The sequence below is a fragment of the Kitasatospora sp. NPDC057738 genome (genome assembly GCF_042798815.1).
Classification (GTDB): Bacteria; Actinomycetota; Actinomycetes; order Streptomycetales; family Streptomycetaceae; genus Kitasatospora; species Kitasatospora lactacystinica.
In genome coordinates, this window is record NZ_JBHVJT010000007.1 from 23,259 (window position 1) to 41,589 (window position 18,331).

The following is an 18,331-nucleotide window of genomic DNA, read 5'->3' on the forward strand; positions in this document are numbered from 1 at the left end:
GACCGTAGATCCGTACGGAAAGTCCCGGAGACTGGTACGGACCGAAGTTCCCGGCGGTCCAGGAAAACCCGCCGGAAATTACCGAAGCTGATGAATGCAGAGCGGAGTCGGATGATGCGTACGCGCCCGCTGAAGGTGGCGTTGCTGGGTTGTGGTGTGGTGGGCTCCGAGGTGGCGCGCATCATGACGACGACGGCCGACGACCTCGCCGCTCGCATCGGTGCTCCGGTCGAGCTGGCCGGGATCGCGGTCCGCCGCGCCGGGCGGACCCGCCCGGGCGTCCCCGAGCACCTGATCACCACCGACGCCGAGGCCCTGGTCAACCGGGGCGACATCGACGTGGTGGTCGAGGTGGTGGGCGGCATCGAGCCGTCCAAATCGCTGATCCTGTCCGCCTTCGGGCAGGGCGCCTCGGTGGTCAGCGCCAACAAGGCGCTGCTCGCCAAGGACGGCACCGAGCTGCACGCCGCGGCCGCCGGGGCCGGGGTGGACCTGTACTACGAGGCCGCGGTGGCGGGCGCGATCCCGCTGCTGCGTCCGCTGCGCGAGTCCCTCGCGGGCGACAAGGTCAACCGGGTGCTGGGCATCGTCAACGGCACCACCAACTTCATCCTCGACAAGATGGACACCACCGGCGCCGGTTACTCGGAGGCACTGGAGGAGGCCACCGCGCTGGGCTACGCCGAGGCCGACCCGACGGCCGACGTCGAGGGCTTCGACGCCGCCGCCAAGGCCGCGATCCTGGCCGGCATCGCCTTCCACACCAAGGTCACCGCGGCGGACGTCTACCGCGAGGGCATCACCGAGGTGACCGCGGCCGACATCGCCTCCGCCAAGGAGATGGGCTGCGTGGTCAAGCTGCTCGCGATCTGCGAGCGGGCCGCGGACGGCGAGTCCGTCACCGCGCGCGTCCACCCGGCGATGATCCCGCTGTCGCACCCGCTGGCCTCCGTCCGCGAGGCGTACAACGCGGTGTTCGTCGAGGCCGAGGCGGCCGGCCGGCTGATGTTCTACGGCCCGGGCGCGGGCGGTTCGCCGACCGCGTCCGCGGTGCTCGGCGACCTGGTCGCGGTCTGCCGCAACAAGCTGGCCGGCGCCACCGGTCCCGGTGACTCGGTGTACACCCGGCTGCCGGCCAAGCCGATGGACGAGGTCGTCACCCGCTACCACGTCAGCCTGGACGTGGACGACCGCGCGGGCGTGCTCGCGCAGGTCGCGTCCGTCTTCGCCGAGCACGGCGTCTCCATCGACACCGTGCGCCAGCAGGGCCGCGACGGCGACGCCTCGCTCGTCGTGGTCACCCACCGTGCCACCGACGCCGCGCTGTCGGCGACGGTCGACAAGCTCCGCGCGCTGGACAGCGTGCGGGACGTGGCCAGCATCATGAGGGTCGAAGGGGAATAAGGAACCAGCCATGAACGCCGTTGCCGAGAACGTCGTCCGAGGCGCGCACACCCACCAGTGGCGCGGCCTGATCGAGGAGTACCGGGACCGCCTGCCGGTCACCGCGGCCACCCCGGTGGTCACCCTGCTGGAGGGCGGCACGCCCCTGGTCCCCGCCCAGGTGCTCTCCGAGCGCACGGGCTGCGAGGTCTACCTCAAGGTCGAGGGCGCCAACCCGACCGGTTCCTTCAAGGACCGCGGGATGACGATGGCCATCTCCAAGGCCAAGGAGGAGGGCGCGCAGGCGGTCATCTGCGCGTCCACCGGCAACACCTCGGCCTCCGCCGCCGCGTACGCGGTGCGGGCCGGGATGGTCTCCGCGGTGCTCGTCCCGCAGGGCAAGATCGCCCTCGGGAAGATGGGCCAGGCGCTGGTGCACGGCGCCAGGATCCTGCAGGTCGACGGGAACTTCGACGACTGCCTCACCCTCGCGCGCGAACTGTCCGAGAAGTACCCGGTGGCGCTGGTCAACTCGGTCAACCCGGTGCGGATCGAGGGCCAGAAGACCGCGGCCTTCGAGATCGTCGACATGCTCGGCGACGCCCCGGACATCCACGTCCTGCCGGTCGGCAACGCGGGCAACATCACCGCGTACTGGAAGGGCTACCGCGAGTACGCCGCGGACGGCCTCGCCACCCGCACCCCGCGGATGTGGGGCTTCCAGGCCTCCGGCTCGGCCCCGATCGTGGACGGCGCGCCGGTGCTCAAGCCGCAGACCATCGCCACCGCGATCCGGATCGGCAACCCGGCCTCCTGGGACTTCGCGCTCGCCGCGCGGGACGAGTCCGGCGGCCTCATCGACAAGGTGACGGACCGTCAGATCCTGTCCGCCTACCGGCTGTTGGCCTCGCAGGAGGGCGTCTTCGTGGAGCCGGCCTCGGCCGCCTCGGTGGCCGGTCTGCTGGCCAAGGCGGAGGCCGGCCTGGTCGACCCGGGCCAGCGGATCGTCTGCACCGTGACCGGCAACGGCCTGAAGGACCCGGACTGGGCGGTGGCCGGCGCGCCGCAGCCGCAGATCGTCCCGATCGACCCGGAGGCGGCCGCCCGCAGCCTCGGACTGCTCGACCGGTAACGGGCGCCGGCACGTCGACGGGCCGACCCTTTCGGGGGTCGGCCCGTCGGAGTTCCCGACTGACACTTTTGTGTCAATTGGGCTGCGCATTGCGATCCGTTTCCACCCCTCCCTTTGACGGAGGGGGGTGTGCATTCCGGCCAGAACCGGCAACACACCAGATCGAAGGCCCACGGGGTGTACCGCTGGGGAACCTCTCTTCGATACTCTGGCCTCGGCCGTGTGGCACATGCCCCGGGCCCGGCGGGTCCGGGCCGCGCCGACCGTCGCGACCGCCCGCCCCCCGAGGGGCCGCGGTCCGTTCCCCGCCCTCGCACCGACGACGCGCTCCGCGCCGCCCGATTTCCCCAGGAGAGTCCACCGCATGGCCGGTCCTGCGTTCCGTGCCGCCGCCGTCCGGGTCAGGGTTCCCGCGACCAGCGCCAACCTCGGCCCGGGCTTCGACGCCTTCGGGCTCGCGCTGGGTCTGTACGACGACGTCGTCGTCCGGGTCGCCGACTCCGGCCTCTCCGTCGACATCGCCGGTGAGGGCTCCGACACGTTGCCGCGCGACGAGCGCCACCTGCTGGTCCGCTCGATGCGCGCCGCCTTCGACCGGCTCGGCGGCCAGCCGCGGGGCCTCGAAGTGGTCTGCGCCAACCGGATACCGCACGGCCGCGGCCTCGGCTCCTCCTCGGCCGCCATCTGCGCCGGCATCGTGGCCGCCCGCGCGGTGACCATCGGCGGCCCGTCCGCGCTGGACGACGACGCGCTGCTGGCCCTCGCCTCCGAGCTGGAGGGCCACCCGGACAACGTCGCGGCCTGCCTGCGCGGCAACTTCACCATCGCCTGGACCGACGAGGAGTCGGCCAAGGCGGTCGCGCTGGAGCCGTCCGAGCACGTCGTCCCGGTGGTGTTCGTGCCGGCCGGCGAAGTGCTCACCGAGACCGCGCGCGGACTGCTGCCGAGGACCGTCCCGCTGGCCGACGCGGCCGTCAACGCCGGCCGCTCCGCACTGCTGGTGGAGGCGCTGACCAGGCGCCCCGAGCTGCTCCTCGCCGCCACCGAGGACCGGCTGCACCAGGACTACCGCGCCTCCGCGATGCCGGACAGCGCCGCCCTGGTCGGCGCGCTGCGCGCCGAGGGCGTCCCCGCGGTCATCTCCGGGGCCGGCCCGACCGTCCTGGCGCTGACCGACGAGGCGGGCGCCGACAAGGTGCTCTCCTTCGCCGGGCACCACGGCCACGGCGGCGACCCGGCGTTCGCCGCGCACCGGCTGGACGTCGACCGCACCGGGGCCGTCGTGCTCCCGCTGGACGTCTGAGCAGCCCGAACGGGCCGCTCGGGACCCGGCGCCGGCACCCTGCCGAGCCGGGTCCGGCGGACACGATTGGCAAGCGCAAGGCTGGGGAATGTCTGAGGGGGTCGGTAGTGTTAACCTCATTGCTGCACCAGGTGCCCTCCGGGGCTAGGTGCGCCGCGTCCCGATCCCAGCACTCCACGGCAGTGGAGTCCCGGCGATGCACGGGGCGACGATTCTCCGGGAGCCCACCGCAGCGCGTACGCAGCCTGCCTGCGCGACACGCGGCCGCATCCCGAAGCCGTGACGGCACCTGACTCCCACCCGCGGCCTCCCACCTTGAGGCCAGGACGGGCGGAGCGCGGGCCACCGTCACGCGACGGGGGCCCGGGATTCGCAGGGAGCGTGGGGGTTACGCCCTCAGGGGAGGTCGACACACGACCGGCCCACGCGCCACTCAGCACCACCGTGCTTCAAGCACCGCACCTCGTACGTAGCTCTCCCTCGACGGGCTCCCGCCATTCGAGGGATCACCGCCTCGGACCGACGCAGTCGAGCGTTGGTCAGGACAGCACAACCGGTCGCCGAGCCAGACAGGCCGACGTCCGCTCCAGGGAAGGACCCTTAGTGAGCGACTCCACCGATCTGATGGGCGCGCGCCCGGACGCCGAGGCGTCGGACGCAGCCGCCGCCCCCGCTGCCCCGGCCCGGCGCCGCCGCAGCGCCGCCGCGGGCCTGGACGGCATGGTCCTGGCCGAGCTGCAGAAGCTCGCCGCGGACCTTGGCATCACCGGTACCGGACGCATGCGCAAGAGCCAGCTGATCGAGACCATCAAGGAGAAGAGCGGCGGGGACCCGCTGCTCGCCGCCGGTGGCACCGCCCCGGCCGCCAAGCGCACCGCCGCCAAGGCGGACGCCGAGGCCCCGGCCGAGAAGCCGGCCCGCCGCACCAAGGCCGCCGCCAAGACGGCCGAGGCTCCGGCCGCCGCCGAGCCGCAGGCCCAGATCGAGATCCCGGTCCAGGCCGCCGCCGAGACCGCCGCGCCCGCCCGTACCGAGCGCACTCGCCGCCGGGCCACCTCGGCCGCCGGCGCGCCCACCGCCCCGGTCGCGGAGGCCCCGGCCGAGGCCGCCACCGTCGCGGTCGCCGAGCCGAAGCAGGCCGAGGCCCGCCCGGCCGAGACCCGCGGCTTCGAGGGCCGTGAGGACGGCCGCGAGAGCCGTCGCGACCGCCGTGAGCGGCGCGAGCGCCGCGAGGGCGGCGACCGCCCCGAGCGCGCGGAGCGCACCGAGCGCCAGGAGGCCGGCGAGGCCCAGGACGCCGACGGCCGCGAGTCGCGCCGCGACCGCCGCAACCGCCGCGAGCGCACCGACCGCACCGACCGCCAGTCCCAGCAGGGCGGCGGCCAGCAGCAGGGCGGCCAGGCCGAGCAGCAGGGCCGCCAGACCCAGCAGGTCCAGCAGCCGCAGGTCCAGCAGGGCGGCTACGACGACGACGAGTTCGGCGACGGCCGCCGTGGCCGGCGCGGGCGCTACCGCGACCGCCGTGGCCGTCGCGGCCGCGAGGGCTTCGAGGCCGGCCCCGCCGAGCCGCAGATCGGCGAGGACGACGTCCTGATCCCGGTCGCGGGCATCCTCGACATCCTCGACAACTACGCGTTCGTGCGCACCTCCGGCTACCTGCCGGGCCAGAACGACGTCTACGTCTCGCTCGCCCAGGTCCGCAAGAACGGCCTGCGCAAGGGTGACGCCATCACCGGCGCGGTGCGCCAGCCCAAGGACGGCGAGCGCCGCGAGAAGTTCAACGCCATGGTGCGGCTGGACTCCGTCAACGGCATGGACCCGGAGAGCGGCCGCGGCCGCCCCGAGTTCAACAAGCTCACCCCGCTCTACCCGCAGGAGCGGCTGCGCCTGGAGACCGACCCGGGCGTGCTGACCACCCGGATCATCGACCTGGTGTCGCCGATCGGCAAGGGCCAGCGCGGTCTGATCGTCGCGCCGCCGAAGACCGGCAAGACCATGGTGCTCCAGGCGGTCGCCAACGCGATCACCCACAACAACCCCGAGTGCCACCTGATGGTCGTCCTGGTCGACGAGCGTCCGGAAGAGGTCACCGACATGCAGCGGTCGGTGAAGGGCGAGGTCATCTCCTCGACCTTCGACCGCCCGGCCGAGGACCACACCACCGTCGCCGAGCTGGCCATCGAGCGCGCCAAGCGCCTGGTCGAGCTGGGCCACGACGTGGTCATCCTGCTGGACTCGATCACCCGTCTCGGCCGCGCCTACAACCTGGCCGCGCCGGCCTCCGGCCGCATCCTGTCCGGTGGTGTCGACTCGACCGCGCTGTACCCGCCGAAGAAGTTCTTCGGTGCCGCGCGCAACATCGAGAACGGCGGCTCGCTGACCATCCTGGCCACCGCGCTGGTCGAGACCGGCTCGCGCATGGACGAGGTGATCTTCGAGGAGTTCAAGGGCACCGGCAACATGGAGCTCAAGCTCGACCGGAAGCTCTCGGACAAGCGCATCTTCCCGGCCGTCGACGTGGACGCCTCCAGCACCCGCAAGGAGGAGATCCTGCTCGGCAGCGAGGAGTTGGCCATCGTCTGGAAGCTGCGCCGGGTGCTGCACGCGCTCGACTCGCAGCAGGCGATCGAGCTGCTCCTGGACAAGATGAAGCAGACCAAGAGCAACGCCGAGTTCCTGATGCAGATCGCCAAGACCACCCCCGGCTCCAACGACTGACCGTAGCCGGACGGTTGTCCGAGCACGGAACCCCGGATCGCGCGAGCGGTCCGGGGTTCCGTGCGTCCGGCCCGGTTTGTTCCAGAGTCGGGACAACTTGAGGGCGTTTGGATCATGTTGTCCGATTTACTCTGGACCGTATGGCCGAACACAAGAGGGTTCCAGGGCGCCGCCGCAGAGTCCTGCGGACGGCCGCCTGCGCGTTCGTCGCGCTCGTCGTCCTCGGCGCCGGCGCGGCCCTCTTCGCCTGGTTCAGGCTCAACGGCAACATCAAGAGCGTCGACATCGACGCCCGGCTCGGCGACGCCCGGCCGCCGGCCGCCACCGACGGCTCCTTCAACATCCTGGTGCTCGGCTCCGACTCGCGCGGCGGGGACAACGGCTCGATCGCGGGCGGGGACACCGGCGACACCGCCCGCTCGGACACCGCGATGGTGGTGCACATCAACCAGGACCACTCCCGCGCCCAGGTCGTCTCGATCCCGCGCGACACCCTGGTCACCCGCCCCGACTGCGCCGACCCGAGCGGCCGGACCGTGCCCGGCGCCAAGCGCGCGATGTACAACAGCGCCTTCGAGAGCGGCGGAGCGGTCTGCGCCGTCAAGACCACCGAGCAGCTCACCGGGCTGCGGATGGACCACTACCTGCAGATCGACTTCGCCGGCTTCGCCAGGGTCGTGGACGCGATGGGCGGGGCCACCGTGACCACCGCGGTGGCCATCCACGACAAGGACAGCGGGCTCGACCTGCCGCCCGGCGAGCACCACCTGGACGGCCGGCAGGCACTGGCCTTCGTGCGCACCCGGCACGGCGTCGGCGACGGCAGCGACCTCGGCCGGATCGAGCTCCAGAAGCAGATGGTGAAGTCGCTGCTGCAGCAGGTCGGGGGGAACGGGATGCTCACCAACCCGGTCAAGCTGTGGTCGATCGGCGACACCGTGACCAGGAGCATCACCACCGACTCCGCGCTCGGCTCGGTGAACTCGCTGGTCGGGCTCGCCCAGGAGCTCAAGGGGATAGGCCCGGACCAGCTGAGCATGGTCACCCTGCCGGTGGAGACGGCCCCCGGCGACCCGAACCGGGTGGTCGAGCAGCAGCCGCAGGCCGGGCAGGTCTGGGGGGCGCTCAAGGCCGACCAGGCGTTCCCGTCGGCGGTCGTCTCCGCGCAGCCGGAGAACCCCGCCCAGGCGGCTCCCACGGCCACCCCCTCGGCGGCCCCCTCGGCGGCCGCGCGGGGCACCGGGAAGGCCACCCCGAAGGCCACCCCGAAGGCCGGAACGGCACACTGAGGGGCGCCCGGAATATCCCGGAACGCGACCCGGTTTGGGAAGATGCGGCCGGTCCTGGCAGACTGGTCCGTCGGTCCCGGTTCACGTGCGGCGCTCCAGCCGCCGACCCGGTGCCCTCCCGAAACCTAGGAGAACCCCTTGAAGCCCAACGTTCACCCCGAGTACGTGGTCACCCGTGTGACCTGCACCTGCGGTGCCGAGTTCACCACCCGCTCGACCGAGACCAGTGGCGAGATCCGCGCCGAGGTCTGCTCGCAGTGCCACCCGTTCTACACCGGCAAGCAGAAGATCCTCGACACCGGTGGCCGCGTGGCCCGCTTCGAGGCCCGCTTCGGCAAGCAGCACAGCGCGAAGGCCTAGCGCTCCCTCGGCGCCGGTTCCCGGTGCCCCCGTACTCGTTGTCGGGGGCGCTGGGGGCCGGCGCCGTTCGCGTCCCCCCGCGAGTTCCCCACCCCCCACACGTTTCCGAGTCCCCGGGAAGAAGGCCACCCCATGTTCGAGGCAGTCGAAGAGCTCCTCGTCGAGCACGCCGACCTCGAAACGAGGCTGGCCGACCCGTCCGTCCACGCCGACCAGAACAACGCCCGCAAGCTGGCCAAGCGGTACGCCGAGCTGACCCCGATCACCCGGGTCTACCGGCAGTGGCGGCAGGCCGGCGAGGACATCGAGGCCGCGCGTGAACTCGCCGCCGAGGACCCGGAGTTCCTCGCCGAGGTGAAGGACTCCGAGGCACGCCGGGACGAGCTCACCGAGGAGCTGCGGCTGCTGCTGGTGCCGCGCGACCCGAGCGACGACAAGGACGTCATCCTGGAGATCAAGGCGGGCGAGGGCGGCGAGGAGTCCGCGCTGTTCGCCGGCGACCTGCTCCGGATGTACCTGCGCTTCGCGGAGCGGGTCGGCTGGAAGACCGAGCTCATCGACTCCAACGAGTCCGACCTCGGCGGCTACAAGGACGTCTCGGTGGCCGTGAAGACCAAGGGCAGCACCGAGCCCGGCCAGGGCGTCTGGGCCCGGCTGAAGTACGAGGGCGGCGTGCACCGCGTGCAGCGCGTCCCCGCCACCGAGTCGCAGGGCCGCATCCACACCTCCGCGGCGGGCGTGCTGGTCACCCCCGAGGCGGAGGAGGTCGAGGTCGAGATCGTCGCCAACGACCTGCGGATCGACGTCTACCGCTCCTCCGGCCCCGGCGGCCAGTCGGTCAACACCACCGACTCCGCGGTCCGGATCACCCACCTGCCGACCGGTATCGTGGCGTCCTGCCAGAACGAGAAGAGCCAGCTCCAGAACAAGGAGCAGGCGATGCGCATCCTGCGTTCGCGGCTGCTGGCCGCCGCGCAGGAGGAGGCCGAGCGGGAGGCCTCGGACGCGCGCCGCAGCCAGGTCCGCACCGTGGACCGCTCCGAGCGGATCCGCACGTACAACTACCCCGAGAACCGCATCTCGGACCACCGCACCGGATTCAAGGCGTACAACCTGGACCAGGTCCTGGACGGCGACCTGAACGCGGTGATCCAGTCCTGCGTCGACAAGGACGCGGCGGCCAAGCTCGCCGCGGCCCAAGAGAACTGAGACCGGCGCGCCCCAGCCCGCGTTTCGCCCGGAGCCGGAGAAACAAGAGGTCGTACGGATGAACCTGCTGCTCGCCGAGGTGGCCCAGGCCACCCAGCGGTTGGCCGCGGCCGGCGTGCCGTCGCCGCGCTTCGACGCGGAGGAGCTCGCCGCCTACGTCCACAACGTCAAGCGCAGCCAGCTGCACACGGTGAAGGACGCCGACTTCGACGCCCGCTACTGGGAGGCCGTCTCCCGCCGCGAGGCGCGCGAGCCGCTCCAGCACATCACCGGGCGGGCGTTCTTCCGCTACCTCGAACTGGAGGTCGGCCCCGGGGTGTTCGTGCCCCGGCCGGAGACCGAGACGGTCGTCGAGTGGGCGATAGACGCGGTGCGCGACATGGACGTGGCCGAGCCGCTGGTGGTGGACCTGTGCTCCGGCTCCGGCGCGATCGCCCTCGCCCTCGCCCAGGAACTGCCGCGCTCGACCGTGCACGCCTTCGAACTGGACGAGGGCGCGCTGGAGTACACCCGGCGCAACATCGAGGCCAGCCCGGACCGCGCCCGGGTCACCCTGCACGCCGGTGACGCCACCAGGGCCTTCGAGGACGACCGCTCCTGGGACGGCCGCTTCGACCTGGTCATCTCCAACCCGCCGTACATCCCGCTCACCGAGTGGGAGTACGTCGCGCCGGAGGCCCGCGACCACGACCCGCAGATGTCGCTGTTCTCCGGCGAGGACGGCCTGGACACCATCCGCGGCATCGAGCGGGTCGCGGCCCGACTGCTGCGCCCGGGCGGCGCGGTGGTCATCGAGCACGCCGACCAGCAGGGCGGCCAGGTGCCGTGGATCTTCAACGAGGAACACGGCTGGACGGACACCGCCGACCACCGCGACCTGAACAACCGGCCGCGCTTCACGACCGCCCGGAGGGTCGGGTCGTGAACAGTCGGGCGCAGTACGACCGCCCGGAGGGTCGGGTCGTGAAGAATCGGGCCCAGTACGACCGCCCGGAGGGTCGGGTCGTGAACAGTCGGGCGCAGTACGACCGCCCGGAGGGTCGGGTCGTGAACACCAAGCGCTGTACGACAGCGCGCAAGGCCGCGCTGTGACCACAGTGGCGGCCGTAGTGACTGCCATGAGCCACTCCGGAAGGGGACCGCACCGATGAGCCGCCGCTACGACTGTGCCGATGCCGGGGACCGCGCCACCGGTCTGCGCGAGGCCGCCTCGGCCGTCCGCCGCGGCGAACTCGTCGTGCTGCCCACCGACACCCTGTACGGGGTCGGTGCGGACGCCTTCTCCCCGGAGGCCGTCGCGGAGCTGATGGCCGCCCGGGGCCGCGGCCGCAACACGCCCTCGCCGGTGCTGGTCGGCTCGCCGACCACCCTGCACGGCCTGGTCACCGACTTCTCCGAGCAGGCCTGGGAGCTGGTCGACGCCTTCTGGCCCGGCGGGCTCACCCTGGTCGCCCGGCACCAGCCCTCGCTGCGCTGGGACCTCGGCGACACCCGCGGCACCGTCGCGGTCCGGATGCCGCTGCACCCGGTCGCCATCGAGCTGCTGAACGCCACCGGCCCGCTGGCCGTCTCCAGCGCCAACCGGATCGGCGGGACGCCCCCGCTGACCTGCGACGAGGCCCAGGCCCAGCTCGGCGACGCGATCTCGGTCTACCTGGACGGCGGGGCGGCCGAGGACTCCGCCACCTCGTCGATCGTCGACGTCACCGGCAAGGTCCCGGTCCTGCTGCGGGCCGGCGCGATCAGTGTCGAGCAGCTGAGGGAGGTCGTCCCCGACCTGGAGGCCGGCAGTTGACGCCCACCGCCTCGCTCCACGCCGGGCCGGGCATAGCGCCGTACCTGAGCGTGGGCCCCAGGCCGCTGGACCACTTCCGGATCCTGTTCGTCTGCACCGGGAACATCTGCCGCTCGCCGATCGCCGAGCGGCTGACCCGGCGTGAGCTGGACACCCGGCTGAGCCCCCGGGTGGCCGGGCGGATCCTGGTCGAGAGCGCCGGCACCTGGGGCCACGAGGGCGCGCCGATGGAGGACCACGCCGCGACCGTGCTCGACGAGTACGGCGCCGACAGCGGGGGCTTCACCGGCCGCGAGCTGCTGGACGAGCACGTGGTCGAGGCCGATCTGGTGCTCACCGCGACGCTGGACCACCGCGCCCAGGTGATCTCGATGGGTCACGAGGCGGGGCTGCGCACCTTCACGCTGAAGGAGTTCACCCGCCTGGTGCGGACGATAGACCCGGGCACCCTGCCGGATCCCCGGCGCGGCGCCGACGTCACCGAGCGGGCCCGCGCGCTGGTCCGGGCGGCCGCCGCGCTGCGCGGCTGGCTGCTGGCCGCCACGCCGGAGTCGGACGAGCTGGACGACCCGTACGGGGCGCCGATCGGCATGTTCCGCAACTGCGGCGAGGAGATATTCCACGCGGTCGACCCGGTGGTCACCGCGCTCACCGGCGTCCCCGCGCCGCGCTGACGTCCCCGCGCCGCGCCGACGGCCCGCGGGCGGGCGCCGAGGCGCTGAATGGGGCCGTCCGGCCGTGGCTCGGCGGGCCGGGCGCGGTCGGCGGTCCTACGCTGGGTGACACAGTCCCCGCAGCGCCCGGGAGCCCCGCCATGACCGTCACCGATGCCGCGACCGACCCCACCACGACGACCGGGCGCCCCTGGGTGTCCGAGGCGCTGCACCGGGCCGATCCCCAGCTGGCCGACCTGCTGGCCGCGGAGGCCGAGCGGCGCGCCGAAACGATCCAGCTGCTGGCGGGGGAGAACCTGACCACCCCCGCCGTCCTGGCGGCGCTCACCGGCCCGCTGATCGACAAGTACGCCGAGGGCTACCCGGGCCGCCGGCACCACACCGGCTGCGCGCTGGCGGACGCCGCCGAGCTGCTGGCGATCGACCGGGCCCGTGAGCTGTTCGCCGCCCCGCACGCCAACGTCCAGCCGCGGTCGGCGACTTCGGCGATGCTGGCGGCGTACGCGGCACTGCTGCGGCCCGGCGACGGAGTGCTGGCGATGTCGCTGGAGCACGGCGGCCACCTCAGCTGCGGCTCGCGCGCCAACTTCTCCGGGCGCTGGTTCGCCTTCACCGGCTACGGCGTGCGCGAGAGCGACGGGCTGATCGACCTCGACCAGGTCCGCGACCTGGCCCGGGAGCACCGCCCCAAGGCCATCGTGGCGGGCTCGATCTCGCACCCCCGGCACCCGGACTGGGCGGCGTTCCGGGAGATCGCCGACGAGGTGGACGCCTATCTGATCGCCTCCGCCGCGCAGACCACCGGGCTGATCGCGGCCGGGGTGGCGCCCTCCCCGGTGCCGTACGCGGACGTCACCGTGGCGGCCACCCACAAGCTCCTGCGCGGTCCGCGCGGCGGGCTGCTGCTGTGCACCGCGCAGCTGGCCGAGCGGATCGACCGGGCGGTGTTCCCGTTCAGCCAGGGCGGCGCGGCGATGAACGAGGTGGCCGGCAAGGCGGTGGCCCTCGCGGAGGCCTCCGGGCCCGCGTACCGGGCGTACGCGCAGCGGGCGGTGTCCGGGGCCCGGGCGCTCGCCGGCGGGCTCGCGGAGGCCGGGATGCGCCCGCTGACGGGCGGCACCGACACCCATCTGGTGACCGCCGACGTGAGCCCGCTCGGGGTGACCGGAGCGGAGGCCGAGCGGCGCTGCGCGGCGGCCGGGCTGCTGCTCGGCAAGTGCGCGCTGCCGTACGACCCGGCGCCGGCCGCCGAGGCCTCCGGCATCCGGCTGGGCACGGGCACGGTGACCAGCCAGGGGATGGGGGAGGCCGAGCTGACGGAGATCGCCGGGCTGATCGCCCGGGTGCTCGACGGGGGCGCGGTCGCCCCCGCCGCGGCGCGGGTCCGGGAGCTGGCGCTGGCCTTCGCCGACCGTGGCTGACGGAGGTTCTCCGCGGGTATCCGGATCTCCTACCCGGGAGGGCGAACCGCGATGCACGGTCCCGGCGTCCGACTCAATAAGGTGTGTGCCGTGGCGACGCACCTCGAACCCCGGGAAGGCAGGGGAGTACCTTCGGTACTTCCCCGTTCGACAGTGATGCAGGAGGCCAGTGGTGCGTGAGTATCTGCTGGTGCTGTTCTGCACCGCCGCCGTCACCTACCTGCTGACCGGCCCGGTCCGGAAGTTCGCCATAGCGGCCGGCGCCATGCCGCCGGTGCGCGCCCGCGACGTGCACCGCGAGCCCACGCCGCGGCTCGGCGGCATCGCGATGTTCGGCGGACTGTGCGCGGGCATCCTGGTCGCCTCCCAGCTCGACAACCTGAGCAAGGTGTTCTCGCAGGGCACGGACATCCGCGCGCTGCTGTCCGGCGCCGGGATCATGTTCCTGCTCGGGGTCCTCGACGACAAGTGGGGCGTGGACGCGCTGGTGAAGCTCGGCGGCCAGATGATCGCCGCCGGCGTGATGGTCTGGCAGGGCGTCACGGTGATCACCCTCCCGGTGCCCGGTGTCGGCCCGGTCGCGGTCAGTCCGACCCAGGGCATGGTCATCTCGGTCACCCTGGTCGTCGTCATGGTGAACGCGGTGAACTTCATCGACGGCCTGGACGGCCTGGCCGGCGGCATGGTCTGCATCGCCGCGATGGCCTTCTTCCTGTACAGCTACCGGCTCTGGTACGGCTACACGATCACCGACGCGGCCCCCGCCGTGCTGTTCAGCGTGCTGCTGATCGGCATGTGCCTGGGCTTCCTGGCGCACAACATGCACCCCGCGCGGATCTTCATGGGCGACTCCGGCTCGATGATGCTGGGCCTGATGCTGGCCGTCGCCGCGATCTCGATCACCGGCCGGGTCGACCCGGACCTGATCAGCAACGAGACCGGTTCGCAGACCGCCGCCGTGCACGCCCTGGTGCCGATCTACATCCCGCTGCTGCTGCCGCTGACGGTCATCGCGCTGCCGCTGGCCGACCTGCTGCTCGCGGTGGTGCGCCGCACCTGGGCCGGCCAGTCCCCGTTCGCCGCGGACAAGCGCCACCTCCACCACCGGCTGCTCCAGGTGGGTCACTCGCACAGCCGCGCCGTACTGATCATGTACTTCTGGGCCGCGCTGATCGCCTTCGGTTCGGTGGCCTTCTCGGTGACCAACACCGGCCGCACCGTCGTCCTGACGCTCGCCGGGCTCTGCCTGGTCGGCCTGGTGGTGCTGCTCACCCCGCGGTTCCGGCCGCGCGCCCCGCGGGCGGTGCAGTCCTTCGTCCCCCCGCGCTACCGTCGGCAGCAGAGCGGTCCGATGGCCGAACTGTCGGCGAAGGACAAGCAACTCCTCGGTGAAGCCGGCCGGGACTCGGGCGTGGGCTCCACCGCGGTCGGCCCCCACCACAAGGCCACCGGTCGCCACTGACAAGGGAGTTGAGGGTCCATCGGATGGCGTTCACTCGAATGGCGGATCCGTTGCGCCGTTGGTGTGACAGGTGCCACATATTCATGGTAAAGCTCTCATCAAATAGTTTGTGATACCGTTCACGAGTACCGAGAACACGCCGAAAGACCTGACAGGTGGATGACTTCCGTCCCTGTCGGTCTCCCTCACCGGGCCCGCCGTTCCGATGGGCGGCCCGCGGCGATGCCTCGGTCCGGTGTCACCCGCCACCGCTGTGCCCGTCCCCCGCCACATCGACATGCCGCCGGAGCTGCCGACATGCCGTCCACCGACGCCCGGATCCTCCGAGGCGCCGCGATTCCCACTGCGGCCGCCGGGATCATCGCCATGGCGATCTCCTTCGCCGTCGCCGGGGGGAAGGGCCTGCTCGGCGCCCTCTTCGGCGCGCTGCTCGTGATGGCCTTCTTCGCCTCCGGCCAGTTCGCGCTCGACCGGCTGACCAGGTCGAACCCGCAGATCATGATGGCCGCGGCGCTGCTGGTGTACACCACGCAGATCCTGCTGGTCGGCATCGTGCTCGCGGTCTTCAAGAACACCGATCTCTTCAACCGGCAGGCCTTCGCCTTCACCCTGCTCGGCTGCGCCCTGATCTGGACGGGCTTCCAGGTGCGTGGTGCGCTCAAGGCCAAGACCTTCTACGTCGACCCCGACGCCTCCGAAAAGAAGGGCGACAAGCCCTCCGACAAGGGGCGTCAACAGTGACGAGGCCCAGCTGTCCCCCCAATGAGGGGGGCGGTGTTTATGCCGCGCTGACGGGCTGCTATCGTCCGTCGCAACAACGGAGTACGGGAAGAGGCCAGGTCTGTCCGGACAGCGGACGGATCGCCCCCCGGATCCGCGCATTCTTCGATGATCCCGCTGTGGTGCAGTGCGCCGGCGCGCGGGGTCGGCGAGAAACCCATCAAGTTCCAGTGCCGTTCCGTGGCCGCAGGCCACGCCGACACACCGAGGTTGCCGTATCCATGCGTCACGACGAAGGAGTCCGCGGTGAGTGCTGAACTCACGTCCCTCGCCTCAGGCAGTTGCCACTTCGGGGACGCTGGCTGTGGCTTCCCGGCCCCGGGTCTGAACGAGTTCCAGTTCGAGCCGATCTTCTCGATCGGCAGCGTCGACTTCAACAAGCCGATGCTGCTGTCGATCATCGTCGCGCTCCTGGTCGTCGTGTTCTTCTGGGCCTCCTTCGCCAAGCCGCGCCTGGTCCCCGGCAAGCTGCAGCTGGTCGGTGAGATCGGCTACGACTTCGTCAAGCGCTCCATCGTCCTGGAGACGATCGGCAAAAAGGGCGAGAAGTACGTCCCGATGCTGGTCTCGATGTTCTTCTTCATCTGGTTGATGAACATCATGTCGATCATCCCGTTCGCACAGTTCCCCGTGACGGCGGCGATCGCGTTCCCGGCCGGCCTCGCGGCGGTCGTGTGGATCACCTACATGACGCTGACCTTCAAGAAGCACGGCTTCGTCGGCGGTCTCAAGAACCTCTGCTGGCCCTCGGGCATCCCCGGCTGGGTCATGTTCATCCTGGTGCCGATCGAGTTCTTCTCGAACATCTTCGTGCGCCCGTTCACGCTCGCGGTCCGAGCCTTCGCGAACATGTTCGCCGGCCACCTGCTGGTCGTGATGTTCTCCGTCGCCTCCTGGTACCTGCTCAGCCCCTCCCTGGGCGCGCTGTACGGCTCGGCCTCGTTCGTCGTCGCCGTCGGCCTGACCGCCTTCGAGCTGCTGGTCCAGTTCCTGCAGGCCTACATCTTCGTGATGCTGGCCAGCAGCTACATCGCCGGTGCCCTGGAAGAGGCGCACTGAGCCTGGGCCCTCGGCCCTCCTGAACCACCCCCGGAACGCCCGGTGGCCAATCACCACCGGTACACCATCCCCGCAAAGGACACATTGCAATGAGCATGCTCGCTGAGGTCGGCGTCTACGGTTCCGTCGCTTCGATCGGCTACGGCCTCGCCGCGATCGGCCCCGGCATCGGCGTCGGTCTGATCTTCGGCAACGGCGTCCAGGCGATGGCCCGTCAGCCCGAGGCCGCCGGCCTGATCCGTTCCAACATGTTCATCGGCTTCGCGCTGACCGAGGCGCTCGCCCTCATCGGCATCGTCATGCCGTTCGTCTTCGGCCAGGGCCCCAAGTAATCCCCGCCGTAGACCCTTCGAGGAAGGTCCAGATATGAGCATCGCGGCTCACCTCGCGGAGGAGGGGGAGATCATGAACCCCCTTCTGCCCGCATGGCCCGAGATCATCATCGGCCTGCTCTGCTTCTTCATCGTCTTCGGCATCCTTGGCAAGAAGCTCCTCCCCAGCATCGAGAAGGTGCTGTCGGAGCGCCGGGACGCGATCGAGGGCGGCATGGAGCGCGCCGAGGCCGCTCAGGTGGAGGCCCAGGCCCTGCTTGAGCAGTACCGCGCCGAGCTCGCCGAGGCGCGCCACGAGGCTGCCCGCATCGTCGAGCAGGCTCGCGAGCAGGGTGCCGCCCAGCTCGCCGAGATGCGCGAGGAGGGCCAGCGCCAGCGCGAGGCCATCGTCGCCGCCGGTCACGCCCAGATCGAGGCGGACAAGAAGCAGGCCACTGCCGCCCTGCGTCAGGACGTGGGCTCGCTGGCCACCCAGCTGGCGTCCCGCATCGTGGGCGAGTCCCTGGAGGACCACGCCCGGCAGAGCGGCGTCATCGACCGCTTCCTGGACGAGCTGGAGGCCAAGGCCGCCGTTGCTCAGGGTGCGGCCAAGTGATCGGCGCCAGCCGTGAGGCCCTCGCTGCCGGCCGGCAGAACCTGGAGAGCCTGACCGACTCCACCTCGGTGGACGCGGCCAAGCTCGCCGAGGAGCTCACCGCCGTCACGGCCGTGCTGGACCGTGAGGTGTCGCTGCGCCGAGTCCTGACGGACCCGTCCCGGTCCGGCCAGGACAAGGCCCAGCTGGTCACCTCGCTGCTGACCGGTCAGGTCTCCGGCGAGGCCGTCGACCTGGTCTCCGGCCTGGTCCGCTCCCGCTGGTCGGGCTCGCGCGACCTGGTGGACGCGACCGAGCAGCTCTCCGCGTACGCGGAGATCATCGCCGCGGACAAGGCCGGCGTCCTGGACGACGTCGAGGACGAGCTCTTCCGCTTCGGCCGGGTGGTGAGCGGCGCGCACGAGCTGCGCGCCGCGCTGACCGAGCCGAAGGCCGGAGCCGTCGCGAAGGCCGAGCTGATCAAGAAGCTGCTCGGCGGCCGCGCCAACGCCGGCACCGTCCGGCTGGTCACCGCCCTCGTCAACGCGCCGCGTGGCCGTAGCCTGGAGCAGGGCCTCGAGTCCTACTCGAAGCTCGCCGCCGCACGCCGCGGCCGCGTGGTGGCCCTGGTCACCACCGCGGTGCCGCTGTCGGACACCCAGAAGGAGCGCCTGTCCGGTGCTCTGGGCCGGATGTACGGCCGCCAGGTCCACCTGAACATCGACGTCGACCCCGAGGTCGTCGGCGGCGTCCAGGTGCAGATCGGCGACGAGATCATCAACGGCACCGTGTCGAGCCGCCTCGAAGGCGCTCGCCAGTCGCTCGAAGGCTGAGCACCGA

The 18,331-nt window shown here is 71.7% G+C and carries 17 protein-coding genes; all 17 read left to right on the forward strand.

Translation table 11 applies throughout. The features are described 5' to 3' along the window. Positions 1-111: 111 nt before the first annotated feature. The 17 genes from ACFVGO_RS05630 (at position 112) to ACFVGO_RS05710 (ending at position 18,324) form a co-directional block, all read left to right on the forward strand. Complete coding sequence (locus ACFVGO_RS05630) at positions 112-1,404, forward strand: homoserine dehydrogenase (protein ID WP_359899981.1); 1,293 nt, start codon at positions 112-114, stop codon at positions 1,402-1,404. 10 nt (positions 1,405-1,414) lie between these two features. After that, positions 1,415-2,515: a threonine synthase gene (gene thrC, locus ACFVGO_RS05635; protein ID WP_049655889.1), complete on the forward strand. Its 1,101-nt coding sequence runs from the start codon at positions 1,415-1,417 to the stop codon at positions 2,513-2,515. Between the two features lie 364 nt (positions 2,516-2,879). Then, positions 2,880-3,818: a homoserine kinase gene (gene thrB / locus ACFVGO_RS05640; protein WP_380630922.1), complete on the forward strand. Its 939-nt coding sequence runs from the start codon at positions 2,880-2,882 to the stop codon at positions 3,816-3,818. 603 nt (positions 3,819-4,421) lie between these two features. Continuing rightward, positions 4,422-6,536 carry a transcription termination factor Rho gene (gene rho, locus ACFVGO_RS05645; protein WP_380630923.1) on the forward strand — a complete coding sequence of 705 codons (2,115 nt, stop codon included), beginning with the start codon at positions 4,422-4,424 and terminating at the stop codon, positions 6,534-6,536. Positions 6,537-6,676: 140 nt separating this feature from the next. Further along, a complete protein-coding gene (locus tag ACFVGO_RS05650) occupies positions 6,677-7,825 on the forward strand; it encodes an LCP family protein (protein WP_380348655.1) in 1,149 nt (382 codons plus the stop codon). 138 nt (positions 7,826-7,963) lie between these two features. Continuing rightward, complete coding sequence (gene rpmE, locus ACFVGO_RS05655) at positions 7,964-8,185, forward strand: 50S ribosomal protein L31 (protein ID WP_030057539.1); 222 nt, start codon at positions 7,964-7,966, stop codon at positions 8,183-8,185. A 132-nt stretch (positions 8,186-8,317) separates the two neighbouring features. Then, positions 8,318-9,394 carry a peptide chain release factor 1 gene (gene prfA / locus ACFVGO_RS05660; RefSeq protein ID WP_359899973.1) on the forward strand — a complete coding sequence of 359 codons (1,077 nt, stop codon included), beginning with the start codon at positions 8,318-8,320 and terminating at the stop codon, positions 9,392-9,394. Between the two features lie 58 nt (positions 9,395-9,452). After that, positions 9,453-10,319: a peptide chain release factor N(5)-glutamine methyltransferase gene (gene prmC / locus ACFVGO_RS05665; protein ID WP_359899971.1), complete on the forward strand. Its 867-nt coding sequence runs from the start codon at positions 9,453-9,455 to the stop codon at positions 10,317-10,319. Between the two features lie 222 nt (positions 10,320-10,541). Beyond that, a complete protein-coding gene (locus tag ACFVGO_RS05670) occupies positions 10,542-11,189 on the forward strand; it encodes an L-threonylcarbamoyladenylate synthase (RefSeq protein WP_359899969.1) in 648 nt (215 codons plus the stop codon). Positions 11,190-11,221: 32 nt separating this feature from the next. Continuing rightward, positions 11,222-11,863: a protein-tyrosine-phosphatase gene (locus ACFVGO_RS05675; protein WP_355252781.1), complete on the forward strand. Its 642-nt coding sequence runs from the start codon at positions 11,222-11,224 to the stop codon at positions 11,861-11,863. 140 nt (positions 11,864-12,003) lie between these two features. After that, positions 12,004-13,284 (forward strand): serine hydroxymethyltransferase, encoded by a 1,281-nt coding sequence (gene glyA / locus ACFVGO_RS05680; protein ID WP_380348658.1) that lies wholly within the window; start codon positions 12,004-12,006, stop codon positions 13,282-13,284. Positions 13,285-13,456: 172 nt separating this feature from the next. After that, complete coding sequence (locus ACFVGO_RS05685; protein ID WP_359899966.1) at positions 13,457-14,746, forward strand: MraY family glycosyltransferase; 1,290 nt, start codon at positions 13,457-13,459, stop codon at positions 14,744-14,746. A gap of 297 nt (positions 14,747-15,043) precedes the next feature. Next, on the forward strand, positions 15,044-15,487 hold the full coding sequence (locus ACFVGO_RS05690; protein WP_359899964.1) for a hypothetical protein: 444 nt from the start codon (positions 15,044-15,046) through the stop codon (positions 15,485-15,487). A 285-nt stretch (positions 15,488-15,772) separates the two neighbouring features. Next, positions 15,773-16,585, forward strand: a complete 813-nt coding sequence (gene atpB, locus ACFVGO_RS05695) for a F0F1 ATP synthase subunit A (protein ID WP_359899962.1) — start codon at positions 15,773-15,775, stop codon at positions 16,583-16,585. 89 nt (positions 16,586-16,674) lie between these two features. After that, on the forward strand, positions 16,675-16,917 hold the full coding sequence (gene atpE, locus ACFVGO_RS05700) for an ATP synthase F0 subunit C (protein ID WP_030302757.1): 243 nt from the start codon (positions 16,675-16,677) through the stop codon (positions 16,915-16,917). Positions 16,918-16,951: 34 nt separating this feature from the next. Continuing rightward, complete coding sequence (locus tag ACFVGO_RS05705) at positions 16,952-17,512, forward strand: F0F1 ATP synthase subunit B (RefSeq protein WP_359899960.1); 561 nt, start codon at positions 16,952-16,954, stop codon at positions 17,510-17,512. Beyond that, positions 17,509-18,324, forward strand: coding sequence for a F0F1 ATP synthase subunit delta (locus ACFVGO_RS05710; protein ID WP_359899958.1), 816 nt, complete (start codon positions 17,509-17,511; stop codon positions 18,322-18,324). Before ACFVGO_RS05705 ends, ACFVGO_RS05710 begins: the two co-directional genes overlap by 4 nt. Positions 18,325-18,331: the final 7 nt, after the last annotated feature.

Coding starts and splice junctions, on each gene's coding strand:
- ACFVGO_RS05630 (WP_359899981.1), top strand. CDS start 112: ATGATGCGTACGCGCCCGCTGAAGGTGGCGTTGCTGGGTTGTGGTGTG.
- thrC (WP_049655889.1), top strand. CDS start 1,415: ATGAACGCCGTTGCCGAGAACGTCGTCCGAGGCGCGCACACCCACCAG.
- thrB (WP_380630922.1), top strand. CDS start 2,880: ATGGCCGGTCCTGCGTTCCGTGCCGCCGCCGTCCGGGTCAGGGTTCCC.
- ACFVGO_RS05650 (WP_380348655.1), top strand. CDS start 6,677: ATGGCCGAACACAAGAGGGTTCCAGGGCGCCGCCGCAGAGTCCTGCGG.
- prfA (WP_359899973.1), top strand. CDS start 8,318: ATGTTCGAGGCAGTCGAAGAGCTCCTCGTCGAGCACGCCGACCTCGAA.
- prmC (WP_359899971.1), top strand. CDS start 9,453: ATGAACCTGCTGCTCGCCGAGGTGGCCCAGGCCACCCAGCGGTTGGCC.
- ACFVGO_RS05670 (WP_359899969.1), top strand. CDS start 10,542: ATGAGCCGCCGCTACGACTGTGCCGATGCCGGGGACCGCGCCACCGGT.
- glyA (WP_380348658.1), top strand. CDS start 12,004: ATGACCGTCACCGATGCCGCGACCGACCCCACCACGACGACCGGGCGC.
- ACFVGO_RS05690 (WP_359899964.1), top strand. CDS start 15,044: ATGCCGTCCACCGACGCCCGGATCCTCCGAGGCGCCGCGATTCCCACT.
- atpE (WP_030302757.1), top strand. CDS start 16,675: ATGAGCATGCTCGCTGAGGTCGGCGTCTACGGTTCCGTCGCTTCGATC.
- ACFVGO_RS05705 (WP_359899960.1), top strand. CDS start 16,952: ATGAGCATCGCGGCTCACCTCGCGGAGGAGGGGGAGATCATGAACCCC.